The following is a 16026-nucleotide window of genomic DNA, read 5'->3' as shown; positions in this document are numbered from 1 at the left end:
GGGGGTTCGCTGTCGGACGCGGGGAGTAAGGTCGATGCCGGTACGCACCAGGAGAAACGGCCTGTGGCACGGCGCGACGAAGGAGTGGGGCACACGATGGGAACGCTGCGGATGGGCGCGCTGACCCGGCGCAGGGTCGGAATGCGGGCGGCGGACCTGGAGTACGCGGTACTCGACATGGAGACGACGGGCCTCGAACCGCGCGAGGGCGCGCGCATCGTGGAGATCGCGGTCGTGCGGGTCCGGGGCGACGGCAAGGTCGTCGAGGAGTTCAGCACCCTCGTGGACCCGCGCGCGGAGGTGGGCGGCCGGGAGTTCCACGGGATCGGCGAGGGGGACACCGTCGGCGCCCCCGTCATCGCCCAGGTCGTGCCCCGGCTGGCGGAGCTGCTCTCGGGTGCGGTCGTGGTCAGCCACAACCTCGACTTCGAACTGCGCTTCCTCGGCTCGGAGCTGGTGCCCGCGGGGCTGCCGACGGGGCAGTCCGGGCTGTGCACGCTCCGCGCGCTGCGCTCCCAGATCGACCTCGACCGGTACTCGCTGCCCAAGGCGTCCTTCCGGCTCGGGGGGGACTGGCCGACCGGCCAGCACACGGCGCTGGGCGACGCCCGCGCCTGCGCCAAGCTCCTGGCGGAGATGATCGCCAACGCTCCGGGGGAGCTGCGCTACAACGGGCCCGCGCCCCGGACCCTGGCCGTGCCGGAGGCCGCGCCGGTGCGGGGCCCGTGGGGCGTGGTCGAGCCGGTCCGCTGGAAGCCGCGCACGGCCTCGGTGCCGGGCGGCCTGGCGCCGCTGAGCCCGTGGCGGGCGGACTGGAGGCCCCGGGAGCTGGACGCCCTGCTCTGCGGCGGGGCCTTCGGCGCCACCGACCGGGCGATCGCGGAGTTGGCCGCCCAGCGCGACACCCGCTTCCGGGAGCGGCTGGCCACGGCGGCGGCCGTGACGGGCGGCATCGCCGCCACCGCCGCGGGGGGCCTGCTCGTGCGCATGGCGGGCAGCCGGGCGACGGGCTCCGCGATCGCCCGCCGGGCCGTGGCGGCCCGGGCGGCGCTCAGAGGCCGGACAGGGTGAGGAAGAAGGCCACGATCAGGGCGCTGCCCCCGAGCGTGGCCAGCAGTGCCTTGCCCTGCTCGGTGAGCCGGGCCGACTCCAGGCGGACGCGTGGAGCGGTCCCCGCGCGGCGTGCGGTGGCCAGGGGCCCCGCGGCGGCGGCGCGGCCGGCCCCGGGGGCCGGGAGCCGTCCGGGCACGTAGTGGGGCAGCCTGTTGAAGAGCGCGATCGACACCAGGACGGTGCCGACGGCGAGCAGGACGAGTGACACGTCGGGGCCTCGCTCTCGGTCGGAGGGCCGCCCGCCCGCGAGGGGCGGGCGGGTGACCGATTCTTACCGATGCCGAGATGCCGTGGCGAGTCTGTTTCGACCGCACCCTGTCCAGGGTCCTCTTACGGACCAGCCCTTATGACTCAGTGCTTATGGTGACTCGCTCTGAGTGATTTCGGGGGAGGGTTTCGGGAGGACGGTGTCGATGGTTTCGGGCTCCACTCCGAGGGCGCGGAGAACGAACCGCGTGACTAGGGCGTGGGTCTCGTCCAGGTCGATCTCGCCGCTCACGAGCGGGAGGCGCTGGGAGCCGACCATCGACAGGGTGAGGCGTGCGACGGGCTCCGCGGGCAGGGGCTCGAACTCGCCGGCGGACGTCCCCTCCTCCAGGATCTCGGTCAGCAGGCGGTGCATGGGGGCGACGTGGTCGGCGAGCGCCTGGTAGGCGTCGGGGCCGAGGCTGGCGCCGAGTTCGGCGGCCGGCGGGTGCGGGTGCGCCATGATCCCCTCCAGTTGGAGGCGGACGAACGCCGACAGTCTCCGGGCCGCGGACACGCCCGAGGGGAGTTCGCGCCTGTACCGCTCCACGAACGCGCTGTTGACCTGCTCGGTGAAGGCGAGGAGCAGTGCGGGCTTGTCCGGGAAGTAGTTGTACAGGGCGGTGCGCGTGATGCCGGCGGAGTTGGCAACGTCGGTCATGGAGACGCGGTCGATCCCCTGGCTCCGGATCAGGTGGTCGACGGCCTCCATGATGCGCTCCCGTGTGCGGGCACGGTGGGCGGCGATGGTCGGCGCCGTGATCTTGGGCATCCCCCTATGGTGGCATGTCCGGGGGCCGGACCGGCATGGCCGGGAGCCCGGGGCCGGCGGCGCGCGGCCCCTCAGGCGGCCGGGGCGTGGACGCGGCCCAGGTCGGCGAACACCTCGGTGTTGAGCTGGTAGGCGAGCCGGGTCTCGGCCACGAGGCGCGCGGCGGCCGCCTCGTCCAGGTCGAGGGAGTCGAGGCGCTCGCGGTACCCGGCACGGAACCGGGGAAGGCTGCCGAGCGCGTCGAAGACGTAGAAGGCGACGCCCGCCCCGTCGGACAGGCCGTAGGCCCCGGCGGCGGCACGGCGGATGAACTGCCCGCCGGACACGTCGCCCATGTAGCGCGTGTAGTGGTGGGCGACGAACCCCTCGGGGTGGCCGGCCATCTGCTCGATCCGCGCCGCGTAGGTGCGGGTGGCCGGACCCGGCGAGATCCGCTCGCGCCAGTCGGGGCCGAGCAGGTGCTCCAGGTCGCGGACGAGCGCGGGGAGCCGTTCGAGCTCGGGGTAGTGGAACCTTCCGGCGACGGGGTCGTCCGACAGCCTCCGGCCGACCTCCTCCAGCGCGGCGTAGGCGAAGTAGTGCTGGGCGACCATCTCGGTGTAGCCGGCCAGGGGGAGGGAGCCGTCGAGGAGGGCCCGGGTGAACCCGTGGTCCTCGGCGGCCTGGTGGTCGCTCCACGTCGCGGCCTTGAGCCGTTCGGAGAACAGCCGGGGCGAGCCGGGTGCGGCCGTCGAGGGGGCCTCGGCCGTTGCGCTCATCTGCGCTGTCCGCCTTCCGTGTCGGAAACTTTATGACATCATGTCATTTAGGTGGGAGGGGCTGTCAAGACGGATATGACGGGTTGTCGTGAAAAAATCCGCCCGCGTGTCGCCCGCGCCCCCGGGCCCGCCCCGTTCCCCGTCCCCGCGCCCCCGTGCCGCAAGGGTCCCCGGTGTTGCGCGCTCGTGTCCTGCACGTGCCCTTGCATGCGCATATGTCGGTTCTGGGTGGTTGTGGGGGCGGCGTCGCGCCGGGCGCCCGGGACGCGTGACGCGGGCCCACGGGAGGCCATCCCGGGGGCGGTTCCGGCCGTCGGCGTCGGATGTGTCTCGTTACGCCTGCTGGTCAACAGGTCGCCGGGGCGATTATCGTTTGTGTGTCGTGTGGTCCGAACCGCCGGGAAGCACCGAGGGATCCCCTCGGCGCGCCGTGCGGGGCAGGCACCCGCGGTCCGGCAGACCAGAGGCGATGAGTGGATACCAGGAGAACAGGGCACGATCCCCGGACGGTGATCGGTGAGGGGACGGCACAGGCCGCTCCCGCCAACGGCGCCGCCCCCCACGGCGGCGCCTCCCTGGGCGACGACGCCGTCCTCAACGACCGGGTGGAGGCCACCGTCGAATCGCTTGACGTCCTGCTTGTCGAAGACGACGCGGGCGACGCCTTCCTCGCCGAGGAACTGCTCGCCGACACAGCCCTGAACACCCGCATCACCTGGGTCACCACCCTGGCGGACGCGCGTGAGCACCTGGAGGGCTTCCGCGGCTGCGTCCTGCTCGACCTGAACCTGCCCGACGCCCACGGCCTGGAGCTCCTCCGCGAGATCCTGGAGGGCGCGCCGGCCGCCGCCGTCGTGGTCTTCACCGGGCTCGACGACGAGCACGAGGGCGTCGCCGCGGTCGCGGCCGGGGCCCAGGACTACCTCGTCAAGGGTCAGGTCGACGGCTCCCTGCTCGGCCGCAGCCTCCGCTACTCCCTGGAGCGCCGCCGCGCCGACGAGGGCGCACGGCAGCTCCGCGAGGCGCGCATCCGCGCCCGGGAGAACATGCGCCTCGAACGCGGCCTGCTGCCCCAGGTCCTGCTGCAGCGCTCGCCGCTCAGCCACCGCGCCTACTACCGGCCCGGCCGCAAGCGCGCCCTGGTCGGCGGCGACTTCTACGACGCGGTCGAGAAGGACGGCACCACCCACGTCGTCATCGGCGACGTGAGCGGGCACGGCCCCGACGAGGCCGCCCTCGGGGTCAGCCTGCGCATCGCGTGGCGCGCCCTCATCATGGGCGGGGTCGACGAGGCCAGGGTGCTGCCCAACCTGGAGGCCATCCTGGTCAGCGAACGCGCCCAGGAGGAGATGTACGCGACGCTGTGCATGGCGAGCCTGGACACCGGCGACGACCGGGTCAGGCTCCGCGTCCTGGGACACCCGCCGCCCATGATCGTCCAGGACGGCGCGGTGGAGGAGACGCGGGTCACCCCGCAGCCCCCGCTGGGCGTCTTCCCGGTGGAGGAGACGGCCACGGACGAGGTCGTCCTGCCCGTCGGGGCGAGCGTGCTCTTCTACACCGACGGCCTCGTGGACGCCTACGACGGCGGCCCGCCCGAGCGCCTGGAGGTCGCGGGCCTGCGCCGGATGGTCACCGGGGTCCTGGGGCAGGGCGTCTCACTGGCCCGCCTGCCGGAACACCTGGTGGACGAGGCGGAACGCAGCAACGGCGGCCCGCTCCAGGACGACGTGGCGATGCTGCTCATCACCCACGGAGAGTTGGAGTGAGCCCGACCCGGGAGGGAACGGCCATGGACACCGACACGACGGAGGGACCGGGGGCGGACCCCGGCCCCGGTCTGCCCGGAGGCGTCTCGATCGGCGGCGGCCAGTTCGTCAACGGGGCCGACCGGGAGCGCTCGCGCCCGGCCCACGAGTCGTGGAGCCTGCGCCGCCGGGTCACCAGCCTCCTGACGGTCGTCGCCGTCGTCCTGGTCGTGGCCGTGTCCGTCATCACGCTGGCCGCCCTCAACGCCCGCGACAACCTCGCCCTCCAGGTGGACTCCCTGACCCCGGCGGTCAGCTCCGTCGACCAGACCCACTCGTCCTACCTGAGCCAGGACCACGCCCTGCGCGGCTACATCCTCACGCAGGACCGGGACTTCCTGGAGCCCTACATCGCCTCCCAGCTGACGCTGGCGGAGAACCAGGCGGCCCTCTCCGAGCTGGCCGAGGAGAACCCGGAGGTCGAGTCCAACGTCGAGGACCTGCTCGCGGCGGGGCGGCTGTGGACCGACGAGTTCGCCGAGCCCGCGCTGGAGCAGGTGAGCAGCGGCCAGGAGATCTCCCGGGAGGACCTCCAACGCGGCCGCATGCTGTTCCTCGACCTGTCCCGGATCGCCGACGCCACGACCCAGCAGCTCCAGAGCGAGATCGACCAGGCGCGGGAGGGGCTGACCCTGGCCACCCAGCAGGTCGTCGCCCTCCTGGTGCTGGTGGGGCTGGTCGTGGTCTTCCTGTCGGTGTTCCTGTGGGTGATGCTGCAGCAGTGGGTGCTGCGCCCCCTGGACGAACTGGCCGGGCACATGCGCCAGGTCTCGGAGGGCTACTACGCCCACCGCATCTCCCTGCACGGGCCGCCGGAGATCGTCCGGCTTGGCCGGGACGTCGACTCCATGCGCGAACGCATCGTCCAGGACCTGGACGAGGTGGCGTCCGCGCGGCGCAAGCTCCAGGAGCAGTCCACGCTGCTGGAGCACCAGACCGAGGAGCTGCGCCGCTCCAACCTGGAGCTGGAGCAGTTCGCCTACGTCGCCTCCCACGACCTCCAGGAGCCGCTGCGCAAGGTGGCGAGCTTCTGCCAGCTGCTCCAGCGCCGCTACCAGGGGCAGCTCGACGAACGGGCCGACTCCTACATCGACTTCGCGGTCGAGGGCGCCAAGCGCATGCAGACCCTCATCAACGACCTGCTGGCGTTCTCCCGTGTCGGGCGGACCAGGAACTTCGCCTCGGTCAACCTGGACGCCGCCCTGGACGACGCCCTGAGCAGCCTGTCCACCCGCCTGGAGGAGGTGGGCGCCGAGGTCACCTGGGATCCGATGCCGACCGTGCAGGGCGACCGCACCCTGCTCACCCAGGTGTTCTTCAACCTGGTGGGCAACGCGGTCAAGTTCCGCGGCGACGAGGACCCGCGGGTCCACCTCGGCGTGGAGCGGCAGGGCGACGAGTGGGTGTTCTGCTGCGCCGACAACGGGATCGGGATCGAACCGCAGTACGCCGAGCGCATCTTCGTGATCTTCCAGCGGTTGCATACGAGGGAGAAGTACACGGGCACCGGCATCGGCCTGGCCATGTGCAAGAAGATCGTGGAGTTCCACGGGGGCAGGATCTGGCTCGACACCGGGTCCGGGACCCCTGAGGGGGCCGAAACCTCCGGCGAAGGCGACTCCGGGCAGACCGGAACCCGCATATGCTGGTCCTTGCCCGCGGATTCCGAACACGAGGACGACACGGCGGCCCCGGAGAGGGGAACCGTCGGAGGCGTTCCCGTCGATATCGGAGACGAGGGCACCGAGGACGCCGAGGCCGACACCCCCGAGGCCTCGGTGCCGACGGCCGCACGACAGCCCACGGGCGACGGCGACACCGGAGCGGAGAGCACGGACGCGGACGACATGTCCGGGGACGGGCGACCCGCCCCGCCCGCCGCCGGTGGCGGTACGGTTCCCCCCGACCACGGGGTGGGGCCCTGAGTCAGGGGTCTGGAAGTTTGAGCGAGGTCATGTTGGTGCATCCCATCGAGGTGCTGCTGGTCGAGGACGATCCAGGGGACGTCCTGATGACCAAGGAGGCGTTCGAGGAACACAAGCTGGGCAACCGCCTGCACGTGGTCTCCGACGGCGTCGAGGCCCTCCGGTTCCTCCGCCGTGAGGGGGAGTTCGCCGACGCGCCCCGTCCGCACCTGATCCTCCTCGACCTCAACCTCCCCCGCAAGGACGGCCGGGAGGTGCTGGAGGAGGTCAAGAACGACGAGGACCTCGCGCACATCCCCGTCGTGGTGCTCACCACCTCCGAGGCCGAGGAGGACGTGCTGCGGAGCTACCGCCTGCACGCCAACGCCTACGTGCCCAAGCCGGTGGACTTCGACCAGTTCATCAAGGTGGTCCGCCAGATCGACGACTTCTTCGTCACCGTGGTGCGCCTTCCCAAGGGGTGACACCGCGGGACGGAGCGGACGCGCTGGAGGGGGAGCGGGTGACGGCACCCGTTTTTCGTTACGGTTGGGGCATGAGCTTGCCGGAACCCCGTGATCCCGCTGGTCCCTACCGTGTCAGTGTGGTGTGCCTGGGCAACATCTGCCGGTCGCCCATGGCGGAGAAGGTCCTCACCGCCGACCTCGAACGCGCCGGGCTGGGAGACCTCGTCGAGGTCGACAGCTCCGGCACCGGCCACTGGCACGTGGGCGGGGAGATGGACCCGCGCGCCGCGTCCACGCTGCGCGTGCACGGCTACCTGACCCACCACACCGCCCGCCAGTTCGACCCGTCCGACCTGGCCACACGCGACCTGGTCCTGGCCATGGACCTGGACAACCTCGACGAGGTCAGGCGCTTCGTCGACGAGTACGGCGAAGAGCACGGCTTCGACATGTCGCGGCTGCGGCTCTACCGGTCCTTCGCGCCCGGCGGCGGTCCCAACCCGGAGGTGCCCGACCCCTACTATGGCGGCGACGACGGTTTCACCGCCGTCCTCAACATGGTGGAGGCCGCGGCCAAGGGCCTCACGAGCGAGCTCGTCACCCGGCTGCGGGGGTAGCGCGGGTGGAGGGGGAACCGATCGTGTGTGCCTTCGGCGGGGACGACGGCGAGGGGCCCCGGGAGGGCCGCCGCCGGGACCCCGTCCACGGCACCATGGCCGAGCGCCTGGCCACCCTGCTCGGCAGGGAGGTCGGACGCGCCGCCCGCGCGGGCAGCAGCCACGACTGGGAGATCTCCTTCGCCGAGCTCACCGACGGCACCCGCCTCTTCGTCAAGTCCCTGGTGCGGGGAGCCCCGGCCAGCGGTGTGCTCGTCGCCGAGGCGTGCGGACTCGACTGGCTGGGGCGCGCCTTCGGTTCGCCCGCCATCGAGGTCATGGCCTGGGACGACCGCCTGCTCGTCCTCCCGTGGGTCGAGCAGTGCGAGCCCACCGCCGGCGCGGCCGAGCGCCTGGGCCGCAGGCTCGCGGGCACCCACCTCACCGGCGCCGACCGCTTCGGGGCCGACTGGCCGGGCTACGTGGGCCCCCTCCCCCTGGACAACACCCCCTCCCACGACTGGCCGCGCTTCTACGCCGAGCAGCGGCTCCGCCCCTACCTGCGCCAGGCCCTGGACCAGGGCGGTCTCACCCCCGGGGACGGCCGCACCGTGGAGAAGGTCGTGGACTCGGTCGCGGACCTGGCGGGCGACCCCGAGCCGCCCTCCCGCATCCACGGGGACCTGTGGAACGGCAACGTGCTGTGGGGGACCCGGGACGCGGTGCTGATCGACCCGGCGGCCCACGGGGGGCACCGGGAGGCCGATCTCGCCATGCTCGCGCTGTTCGGGCTCCCCCACCTGGAACGGGTGAGGGACGCCTACAACGAGGTGGCGCCCCTGGCCGACGGGTGGCGCTCCCGCGTCGCCCTGCACCAGCTGCACCCGCTGCTCGTGCACGTGTGCCTGTTCGGAGCCGCCTACCGGACGACGACCCTGGAGACGGCGCGGGCCGCCCTGCGGGGCGGCTGAGGGCCGGGGCCCGGCCGGCCGCGGCCCCGCGGGCACCGCCCCCGCGGACGGTGCCCGCGCCACGCGGCGCCCGTCAGCCCTTGACGCTGCCCGCGAGCAGCCCGCGCACGAAGTAGCGCTGGAGCAGGAAGAACACGGTCAGCGGCACGACCATCGACACGAAGGCGCCCGCGGTGAGACGGTGCCAGGCCTCCCCGCGCGTTCCGGCCAGCTCCGCGAGCCGGACGGTCAGCGGCGCGGTCGCCGTGTCCCCGCCGGTGAAGATCAGGGCCACCAGCAGGTCGTTCCACACCCACAGGAACTGGAAGATCCCCAGCGAGACCAGGGCCGGGGTGATGAGCGGGAGCACGATCCGCAGGAAGATCCGGCCGTGGCCCGCCCCGTCCACCCTGGCCGCCTCGAACAGCGACCTCGGCAGCTGCGAGATGAAGTTGTGCAGCAGGAACACGCCCAGCGGCAGCCCGAAGACCGCGTGCGCCACCCACACGTTCGTGAACGCCATCGCCCCGGTCAGCTCCCACGCGGGCAGCACCTGGACGCCGCCGACCGAGACCCCCTGCGAGAAGAACCGCAGCATCGGCACCAGCGACATCTGCAACGGGACGATCTGGAGGGCGAAGATGCCCAGGAAGAGCCAGTCCCGACCGCGGAAGTCGATCCACGCCAGCGCGTACGCGGCGAGCGCGGCCACGCCCAGCACGAACACCGTGGAGGGGAGGGTGATGACGAACGAGTTCACCAGGTGGCTGGCGAGCCGTCCGTCGTTCGCGGAGCCGAACAGCACGTCGCGGTAGTTGTCCAGGGTCACGTCGGGGGAGGACAGGAACGTCCACCACCCGGTCGTGCGGATCTGCTCGGCCGGACGGAACGAGGAGATGAGCAGGCCCGCCGTGGGCACCGTCCACACCACCGCGATCACGAGCGCGGCGAGGCCCGCGGCCGAGCCGCTGAGCCTGCGGCGCACCCGGGCGGCGGCGCCGGAGGGCCGGGGCCCCCGACCGCCCCGGGGGCCGCGCCCCGCTCCGGCGCCCGTCGGGACGCCCGGGCGCGGGGGGTTCTTCGTCGGGGTCATGAGAGCTCCCTCGCCTTGCGGGTGCGGCGGATCTGCAGCACCACCAGCGGGACGACCAGGACGAAGAGGAACACCGCGAGCGCGGACCCCTGGCCGGTCTGTCCCTGTTGGAAGGCCTGGCTGTACATCTCGTTCGCGATCACGCTGGTGCCGTAGTTGCCGCCGGTCATGGTGCGGACGATGTCGAAGACCTTCAGGGTCTGGACGGTGATGGTGACGAGCACGACCAGCACGGTCGGCCACACCGAGGGCAGGGTGATCCGGGTGAACAGCTGCCACGCGCCCGCGCCGTCGATGCGCGCGGCCTCGACCGTCTCGGAGGGGATGGCCTTGATGGCCGCGGACAGCACGACCATCGCGAACCCGGCCTGGACCCAGATCAGCACCAGGATCAGCAGGAAGGTGTTGAGGGGCTGTTCGAGCAGCCACAACCGCGGTTCGCCGCCCAGCCACACGACGATCTGGTTGAACAGGCCGTACTGCTCCTGGTCGGCGGGCCGGTAGGCGAAGACGAACCGCCAGATGATGCTCGCGCCGACGAACGAGATCGCCATCGGCATGAACACGAGGGACTTGGCGACCGACTCGAACCGGGAGCGGTCGATGAGCACCGCGTAGAGCAGGCCCATGGCGGTGGCCAGGACGGGGGCGAACACCACCCACAGGAGGGTGTTGCGCAGGACGAGGAGGATCTCCGGGCGCTGGAACATCCACACGTAGTTGGCCAGGCCCACGAACTCCTCCCCGGAGCGGTCGTGGAAGGACAGCACGGTGGTGCGCAGCGCCGGGTAGACCAGTCCTCCGACGAGGAGGACCAGCGCCGGCGCGAGGAAGAGGAACGCCTGCCAGCGGTCGCGCCGGGTCCGGGGCACGTCCACGAGGACGAGCAGGAGCCCGATGGCGGCCAGGAAGGAGGCGATCCCGATGAGCATCCACACGATCTTGGGAAGCTCGGACAGGAACGAGTACTCCATGGAGACCCCTTGTCGGTACCAGGAGGGGTGACGGGGTCCGGCGGGACCGTGCCGGACCCCGTGCGGGGGTGGGGGAGGGGGTTACGGCCAGGCGGACTCGACGGTCTCCAGGACGTCTCCGGTGGAGCTGCCGGTGATCCAGTCGATGATGCCGGTCCAGAACACGTTGGTACCGACGGACGAGGGCATCGCGTCGCTGGCGTCGAAGTGGAAGACGGTGTCGGGGTCGTTGAGGACCTCGGCGGTGAACTGGTCCGTGGGGTCGGCCAGGTTGGCCGGGTCCAGGTCCTGGTGGGCGGAGACCCACGAGCCCAGGGAGGCGCGGCTGTTCGCGAAGTCGCCGGAGGACAGGTACTCGTGCATGGCCACGACCTCGGGCCGGTCGTCGAAGGCCACGACGAACTCGCCGCCGCCCATGATGGGCACCTCCGTGCCCGCCTCCATGGGGGGCAGGACGAACCCGTAGACGTCGGCGTCCTCGCCGACCTCGACGTCGTCCTCGAACTGGGCGCCGTAGAACGAGCCCATCAGGTACATGGCGCAGCCGCCGTCGAGCAGCGGGAGTCCGGCCTCCTGGAAGGACGTGACGGCGATGCTGTCCACGCCGCCGAAGGTGCCGTTGACGTAGTCCTCGTTGCGGATGATCCCGTCGGCCAGGTCGAAGGCCTCCTCGACCTCGGGCGCGTCGAAGGGGATGTCGTGGGCGATCCAGTCGTGGTAGGCGTCGGTGCCCGAGGTGCGCAGGAGCGCGTTCTCGATCCAGTCGGTGCCGGGCCAGCCGGTGGCGTCGCCGGACTCGAAGCCCACGCACCACGGCTTGGTGCCGGACTCGGCGATGGTGTCGCTGAGTTCGAGCATCTCGTCCCACGTCTCGGGGACCTCGTGGCCGTTGTCGGCGAAGTACGTCGGCGAGTACCAGACCATCGACTTCATGTTGGCGCCCAGGGGGGAGCCGTAGAGGTCGCCGTCGACGGTGGCGTAGCCCTGCCAGTCCTCGCTCCAGCCGGCCTCGACGTTCTCGCGGACACCGTCGGCGACCGGGACGGCGTGGCCGTCGGCGGCGGCTCGCTGGAGCAGGCCGGGCTGGGGGATGAAGGCGAGGTCGGGGGCGTTGCCGCCGTCGAGGCGGATGGGCAGCTGGGCCTCGAACTCCCCGCTCCCCTCGTACTGGACGGTGATCCCGGTGCAGGCGGCGAACTCGGCCCAGGACTCCTCCAGGAGGTCGCCCTCCATGTCGCGGATGGAGGCGTAGACGTCGACGGTGCCCCCGGTGTCGGCCCACTGCTCGTAGGGGGAGCAGTCGAGGTCGGAGGTGTCGACGGTCCCGCCGCCGCCCTCGCCGCTGAGGAATCCGCACCCGGAGGCGACGAGGAGGACGGTTCCGGCCGCGGCCGCCGCGGCCAGGTGGCGGCGGACCCTGGGGTCTGGTCTCGGCATGGGGGTGGTTCTCCCTCGGTCATCTGACGGGGGCGCCGCCGGTCCGGCGCCGCCCCCGGGGGGTCGTGTGACCCATGGCATACCTGGAAGAGATGCAAGCCCCCTTCTCTGCAAATGTCTACATATTTTGCAAAAACTTTCGTAACAATGGCGAAACATGCTGTTCGGAGGGGGCACACCGGTTTCCCGCCGGGTGAGGCCCTAGATTGGGGACATGGCTGACGCACCCCATGGACCGGACCGGGGAACGCCGGGGAACGGCGCCCCAGGGCACGACGGGCCCGAGCTGCACGTCGCCCTCATCGGCTACGGCAAGGGCGGGGAGGTCTTCCACGCGCCCCTCGTCGACGCGGTCCCGGGGCTGCGGCTGTCGGCCGTCGTCACCGGCGACCCGGGCCGCCGGAGCGCGGTCGAGGCGCGGTACCCGGGGGTCACCGTCTACTCCGCCGTCGCCGACCTGTGGGCCGACGCCGACCGGTACGAGATCGCCGTCGTCACCACGCCCAACGACACCCACGCGCCCCTCGCCCGTGCGGCGCTGGAGGCCGGGATGGCCGTCGTGGTCGACAAGCCCTTCGCGCTCACCGCGCGGCAGGCGCGTGAGCTCACCGACCTGGCGGACAAGCTCGACCGGGTGCTCACCGTCTACCAGAACCGCCGGTGGGACGCCGACTTCCTCACCCTGTGGAACCTGATCGAGGACGGGGCCCTGGGCCGCGTGCACCGGTTCGAGTCGCGGTTCGAGCGCTGGCGGCCCCGGCCGAAGGGGACCTGGCGGGAGGCCGGCGGGGTGGAGGCCGGGGCGGGCCTGCTCTACGACCTGGGGCCGCACCTCATCGACCAGGCGGTCAACCTGTTCGGCCCGGTCGGTTCCGTCTACGCCGAGGTCGACGCCCTCCGCGAGGGGGTGGGCGCCGACGACGACGTGTTCCTCGCGCTCGAACACGTCCGGGGCACGCGCTCCCACCTGTGGATGGGCGCGCTCACCGGCCAGGGCGGACCGCGCTTCCGGGTGCTGGGCGACCACGGGGCCTTCACCAGCCACGGCATGGACGGGCAGGAGGCCAGGCTGGCGGCGGGCGAGCGGCCCGACGCCCCCGACTGGGGCGTGGTCCCCGAGGAGCGGTGGGGCGTGCTCGGGGTGGACGGGGACACCCGCCGCGTGCCGTCGGCGCGCGGGGCCTACCCGGAGTTCTACGCGGGCGTGCGCGACGCGGTCGGCGAGGGGGAGCCCCTGCCGGTGGACCTGCACGAGGTCGTCCACGGCCTGGAGGTCATCGAGGCGGCGAGGCGCAGCGCCCGCACCCGCGCGGTCGTCGCCCTCTAGGACGGGCACGGGCCCCGCGGACGCGGGCGGGCGCCGGGCGCGCCGGGAGGGCTGGAACCGGCGGAGGGGAGGGGCCGCGCCCCCGTCCCCGGGAGGCGCGGACGGCGGACCGGGTCCCCCGGCGGCGTCCCGGGCCTGCGGCGCCTCCCCGTGGCCCTATGTTGGGGGGAGGTTGCCCCAGGGTTTCGTCCCGAAGACCGAAGGAGACGTGTCGTGGCCCAGGTCCTCGTGGTCGCAGACGACCTCACCGGCGCGAACGCCACCGGTGCCAGGTTCGCCCGGACCGGGATGCGCGTGGCCACGGTGACCCCGGAGCACGTGAGCCAGGTCGCCGGGGACTACGACGTGGTCGTGGCCAACCTCGACAGCCGGCACGTCCCCGCCGACCAGGCCGCCGATCTGGTCACCGACGTGGTCGAAGCCGTGTGGCCGGTGGGTCTGGTGGTCAAGCGCACCGATTCCACGCTGCGCGGCAACATCGGCGCCGAACTGGAGGCCGCCTACGACGCGGTCCGCGAGCGGGTGCCCGCGGGGACGCGGGTGCGGGTGCTGTTCAGCCCCGCCTTCCCGGCGTCCGGCCGGATCACCGAGGACGGCCTGCAACTCCTCCACGGGCTGCCGCTGGAACGCACGGAGCTGGCGGTGGACCCCCTCTTCCCCATGACGACCAGCGTCGTCGCGGACATCCTCGCCGCCCAGTGCGACCTCCCCGTGCGGCACGTCCCGGTCCGGCAGGTCACCCACGCGATGCTGACCTCGGAGCTCCTGGCCGGTGACGAGCCCGTCGTGGTCTGCGACGCGAGCACCGAGCAGCACCTCACCGACATCGCGGAGGCCGCTGCCGAGGCCCACCAGCGGGACGGGGTCGTGTGGGTGTCCGTCGACCCCGGGCCCACGGGCGCCCTGCTGGCGTACGCGCTGCGGCTGCGCGGCCAGGCGGGGTCGCGCGGACCGCTGCTCGGCGTGGTCGGCAGCACCACCGACCTGACCCGGCGGCAGCTGGCCACGGTGGCGCGCACGGGAGCGGTGCGCTTCGTGGACGTGGACGCGGTGGCCCTCGCCGACCCGGGGAGCGGGCACGGGGACGAGGTCGCCGCGGAGCTGACCGACCAGCTGACGTCCTCGGGGTTCCCGGAGCTGTGCGTGCTGAGGCTGGTCACCCCGGCCGAGCGGGTGCGGGGGATGCCCGCCCAGGCGCGGGCGGAGCTGCCCGGCCGGATCGCCCGCCTGGTGGCCGACGTCGTCAACGACGTGGCCGACACCACGGGCGCCCACGCCCTGCCCAGCGGCCTCTACCTGACCGGGGGCGACCTCGTCGCGAGCCTGCTGGACGAGCTGGACGTGCACGCCTTCGACGTCGGCGGCGAGGTCGTGCCCCTGGCGGTGCACGGGCACCTCGGCGGAGGGCCGCTGGACGGGACCCCGATCGTGGCCAAGGGCGGCCTGGTGGGGGACGACATCACCCTCGTCGAGTGCCTGGCCAAGCTGCGGCGGGCCGTGCAGACGCGGCTGCACCAGGTGCACTCGGAGGTGTCGGAGCACGTGGTCCCGACCCTGTCCCGCGACCTCTGACCCGCCCGGCCCCGCGTGCCGGGGCGGCCGCGCCTCAGACGGCGAGCTCCGCCCGCAGGTGGTCGACGGCGAGCTTCTCCAGCAGGTCGGACAGGACGCGCGGGTTCTCCAGCGGGCCCATGTGGCCGGTGCCGGGGACCTCCCGCACCTCCTCGCAGTTCGGGAGCAGCCCGGCGATGTGGTGCGCGTGCCACGGAGGGGTCAGCTTGTCCTGCGTTCCCACCACCACGACGGTGGGCGCCGAGATCCGCCGCGCCGTGTCGTCCAGCTCCAGCCCGCTCATCACCCCGCCCCACCGGCCGCGCGGCACGCCGCCGCACGCGTGCACCAGCCTCGCGCACAGCCTCACCATGCGCGGATCCGCCTCCTTGCCCATCACCAGGAACTTCAGCGCCCGCGCGCTCACCGCGTTGGCCGGGCCCAGGGGGAGCGGAGCCTGGAGGAACGCCCTCGCGCCCAGCGCGCCCAGCGGGCCGGGCAGCGGGATGGCGGTGGAGCGCTTGGGCAGCTGGGTGCACCCGGTGTTGGTGAGCAGCACGGCCCCCGCCCTGTCCCGGAACACCCGGCGGTCCCCGGCGGCCATGACCGTCATCCCGCCCATGCTGTGCCCGGCGACCACGGCCCGGCGCCCCTCGGGGACGGTCGCCTCCAGCACGGCGCACAGGTCGTCGGCCAGCTTGTCCGTGCTGTACCCGGCCCGGGTCAGGGGCGTCTGCGAGCGGCCGTGTCCGCGCTGGTCGTAGAGCACCACGCGCAGGTTCGGGTCCAGCTCGCGCACCACCGGCCCCCACGAGGCCAGCGACGTCGCCCAGCAGTGGGCGAGGACCAGGGTCGGCCCGTCCTCGGGGCCGCGGACCTCGGCGTGCAGCAGCGTGCCGTCGGCGGAGCGGACCTGGAGTTCGCGGGCGCGGCCCACGTGTCGGATGGCCATCGGGGTTGCCTCTCGCTCTGGGGGTGCCTCAGGGGTGCCGCCCCGGGGCGGGGGCGGGGCGGCGGCGCGCCGAGGGGG

The 16026-nt window shown here is 72.8% G+C and carries 15 protein-coding genes; 8 read left to right on the top strand and 7 right to left on the bottom strand.

Annotated features, from left to right (window positions below; translation table 11 throughout):
* Positions 1-96 precede the first annotated feature (96 nt).
* Entirely contained in the window at positions 97-1071 is a 975-nt protein-coding gene (locus tag ACQPYD_RS26480; RefSeq protein ID WP_433698188.1) for a 3'-5' exonuclease, read from the top strand.
* Here ACQPYD_RS26480 and ACQPYD_RS26475 read toward each other — a convergent pair.
* The 3 genes from ACQPYD_RS26475 to ACQPYD_RS26465 all read right to left on the bottom strand — a co-directional run bounded on the left by ACQPYD_RS26475 (position 1052) and on the right by ACQPYD_RS26465 (position 2889).
* Positions 1052-1321 (bottom strand): hypothetical protein, encoded by a 270-nt coding sequence (locus ACQPYD_RS26475; protein ID WP_433698187.1) that lies wholly within the window; start codon positions 1319-1321, stop codon positions 1052-1054. The genes ACQPYD_RS26480 and ACQPYD_RS26475 overlap by 20 nt on opposite strands.
* A 150-nt stretch (positions 1322-1471) precedes the next feature.
* Positions 1472-2131, bottom strand: a complete 660-nt coding sequence (locus ACQPYD_RS26470) for a TetR/AcrR family transcriptional regulator (RefSeq protein ID WP_433698186.1) — start codon at positions 2129-2131, stop codon at positions 1472-1474.
* A 71-nt stretch (positions 2132-2202) separates the two neighbouring features.
* A complete protein-coding gene (locus ACQPYD_RS26465) occupies positions 2203-2889 on the bottom strand; it encodes a heme oxygenase (biliverdin-producing) (RefSeq protein ID WP_433698185.1) in 687 nt (228 codons plus the stop codon).
* Positions 2890-3362: 473 nt separating this feature from the next.
* Here ACQPYD_RS26465 and ACQPYD_RS26460 point away from each other — a divergent pair, with 473 nt between their 5' ends.
* The 5 genes from ACQPYD_RS26460 to ACQPYD_RS26440 all read left to right on the top strand — a co-directional run bounded on the left by ACQPYD_RS26460 (position 3363) and on the right by ACQPYD_RS26440 (position 8635).
* Entirely contained in the window at positions 3363-4658 is a 1296-nt protein-coding gene (locus tag ACQPYD_RS26460; RefSeq protein ID WP_433698184.1) for a PP2C family protein-serine/threonine phosphatase, read from the top strand.
* Between the two features lie 23 nt (positions 4659-4681).
* On the top strand, positions 4682-6622 hold the full coding sequence (locus ACQPYD_RS26455; protein WP_433698183.1) for an ATP-binding protein: 1941 nt from the start codon (positions 4682-4684) through the stop codon (positions 6620-6622).
* A 29-nt stretch (positions 6623-6651) separates the two neighbouring features.
* Positions 6652-7086: a response regulator gene (locus tag ACQPYD_RS26450; RefSeq protein WP_267946228.1), complete on the top strand. Its 435-nt coding sequence runs from the start codon at positions 6652-6654 to the stop codon at positions 7084-7086.
* 71 nt (positions 7087-7157) lie between these two features.
* Positions 7158-7685, top strand: coding sequence for a low molecular weight protein-tyrosine-phosphatase (locus tag ACQPYD_RS26445; protein WP_433698182.1), 528 nt, complete (start codon positions 7158-7160; stop codon positions 7683-7685).
* A gap of 5 nt (positions 7686-7690) precedes the next feature.
* Complete coding sequence (locus ACQPYD_RS26440; RefSeq protein ID WP_433698181.1) at positions 7691-8635, top strand: fructosamine kinase family protein; 945 nt, start codon at positions 7691-7693, stop codon at positions 8633-8635.
* A gap of 73 nt (positions 8636-8708) precedes the next feature.
* Here the strand turns inward: ACQPYD_RS26440 and ACQPYD_RS26435 are convergent, their stop codons facing one another.
* The 3 genes from ACQPYD_RS26435 to ACQPYD_RS26425 form a co-directional block, all read right to left on the bottom strand.
* Positions 8709-9707, bottom strand: a complete 999-nt coding sequence (locus ACQPYD_RS26435) for a carbohydrate ABC transporter permease (RefSeq protein ID WP_433698180.1) — start codon at positions 9705-9707, stop codon at positions 8709-8711.
* Positions 9704-10681, bottom strand: a complete 978-nt coding sequence (locus ACQPYD_RS26430; protein WP_433698179.1) for a carbohydrate ABC transporter permease — start codon at positions 10679-10681, stop codon at positions 9704-9706. The genes ACQPYD_RS26435 and ACQPYD_RS26430 overlap by 4 nt, the downstream gene beginning before the upstream one ends.
* 81 nt (positions 10682-10762) lie before the next feature.
* On the bottom strand, positions 10763-12118 hold the full coding sequence (locus tag ACQPYD_RS26425; protein ID WP_433698178.1) for an ABC transporter substrate-binding protein: 1356 nt from the start codon (positions 12116-12118) through the stop codon (positions 10763-10765).
* A gap of 214 nt (positions 12119-12332) precedes the next feature.
* On the opposite strand from ACQPYD_RS26425, the gene ACQPYD_RS26420 reads away from it, so the two are divergent.
* Both ACQPYD_RS26420 and ACQPYD_RS26415 read left to right on the top strand, forming a co-directional pair.
* The gene (locus ACQPYD_RS26420; RefSeq protein WP_433698177.1) at positions 12333-13445 is read left to right on the top strand and encodes a Gfo/Idh/MocA family oxidoreductase; all 1113 of its coding nucleotides are present in this window, start codon (positions 12333-12335) and stop codon (positions 13443-13445) included.
* A 213-nt stretch (positions 13446-13658) separates the two neighbouring features.
* Entirely contained in the window at positions 13659-15017 is a 1359-nt protein-coding gene (locus tag ACQPYD_RS26415) for a four-carbon acid sugar kinase family protein (protein ID WP_433698176.1), read from the top strand.
* 34 nt (positions 15018-15051) lie between these two features.
* On the opposite strand, the gene ACQPYD_RS26410 is transcribed toward ACQPYD_RS26415, so the two are convergent.
* A complete protein-coding gene (locus ACQPYD_RS26410; protein WP_433698175.1) occupies positions 15052-15948 on the bottom strand; it encodes an alpha/beta fold hydrolase in 897 nt (298 codons plus the stop codon).
* Between the last annotated feature and the right edge of the window lie 78 nt (positions 15949-16026).

It is taken from the genome of Nocardiopsis sp. CA-288880 (assembly GCF_050955985.1).
Lineage (GTDB): Bacteria > Actinomycetota > Actinomycetes > Streptosporangiales > Streptosporangiaceae > Nocardiopsis > Nocardiopsis tropica.
The sequence above is the reverse complement of the archived record's forward strand: the minus strand, read 5'-3'. Positions and strand labels throughout refer to the sequence as shown.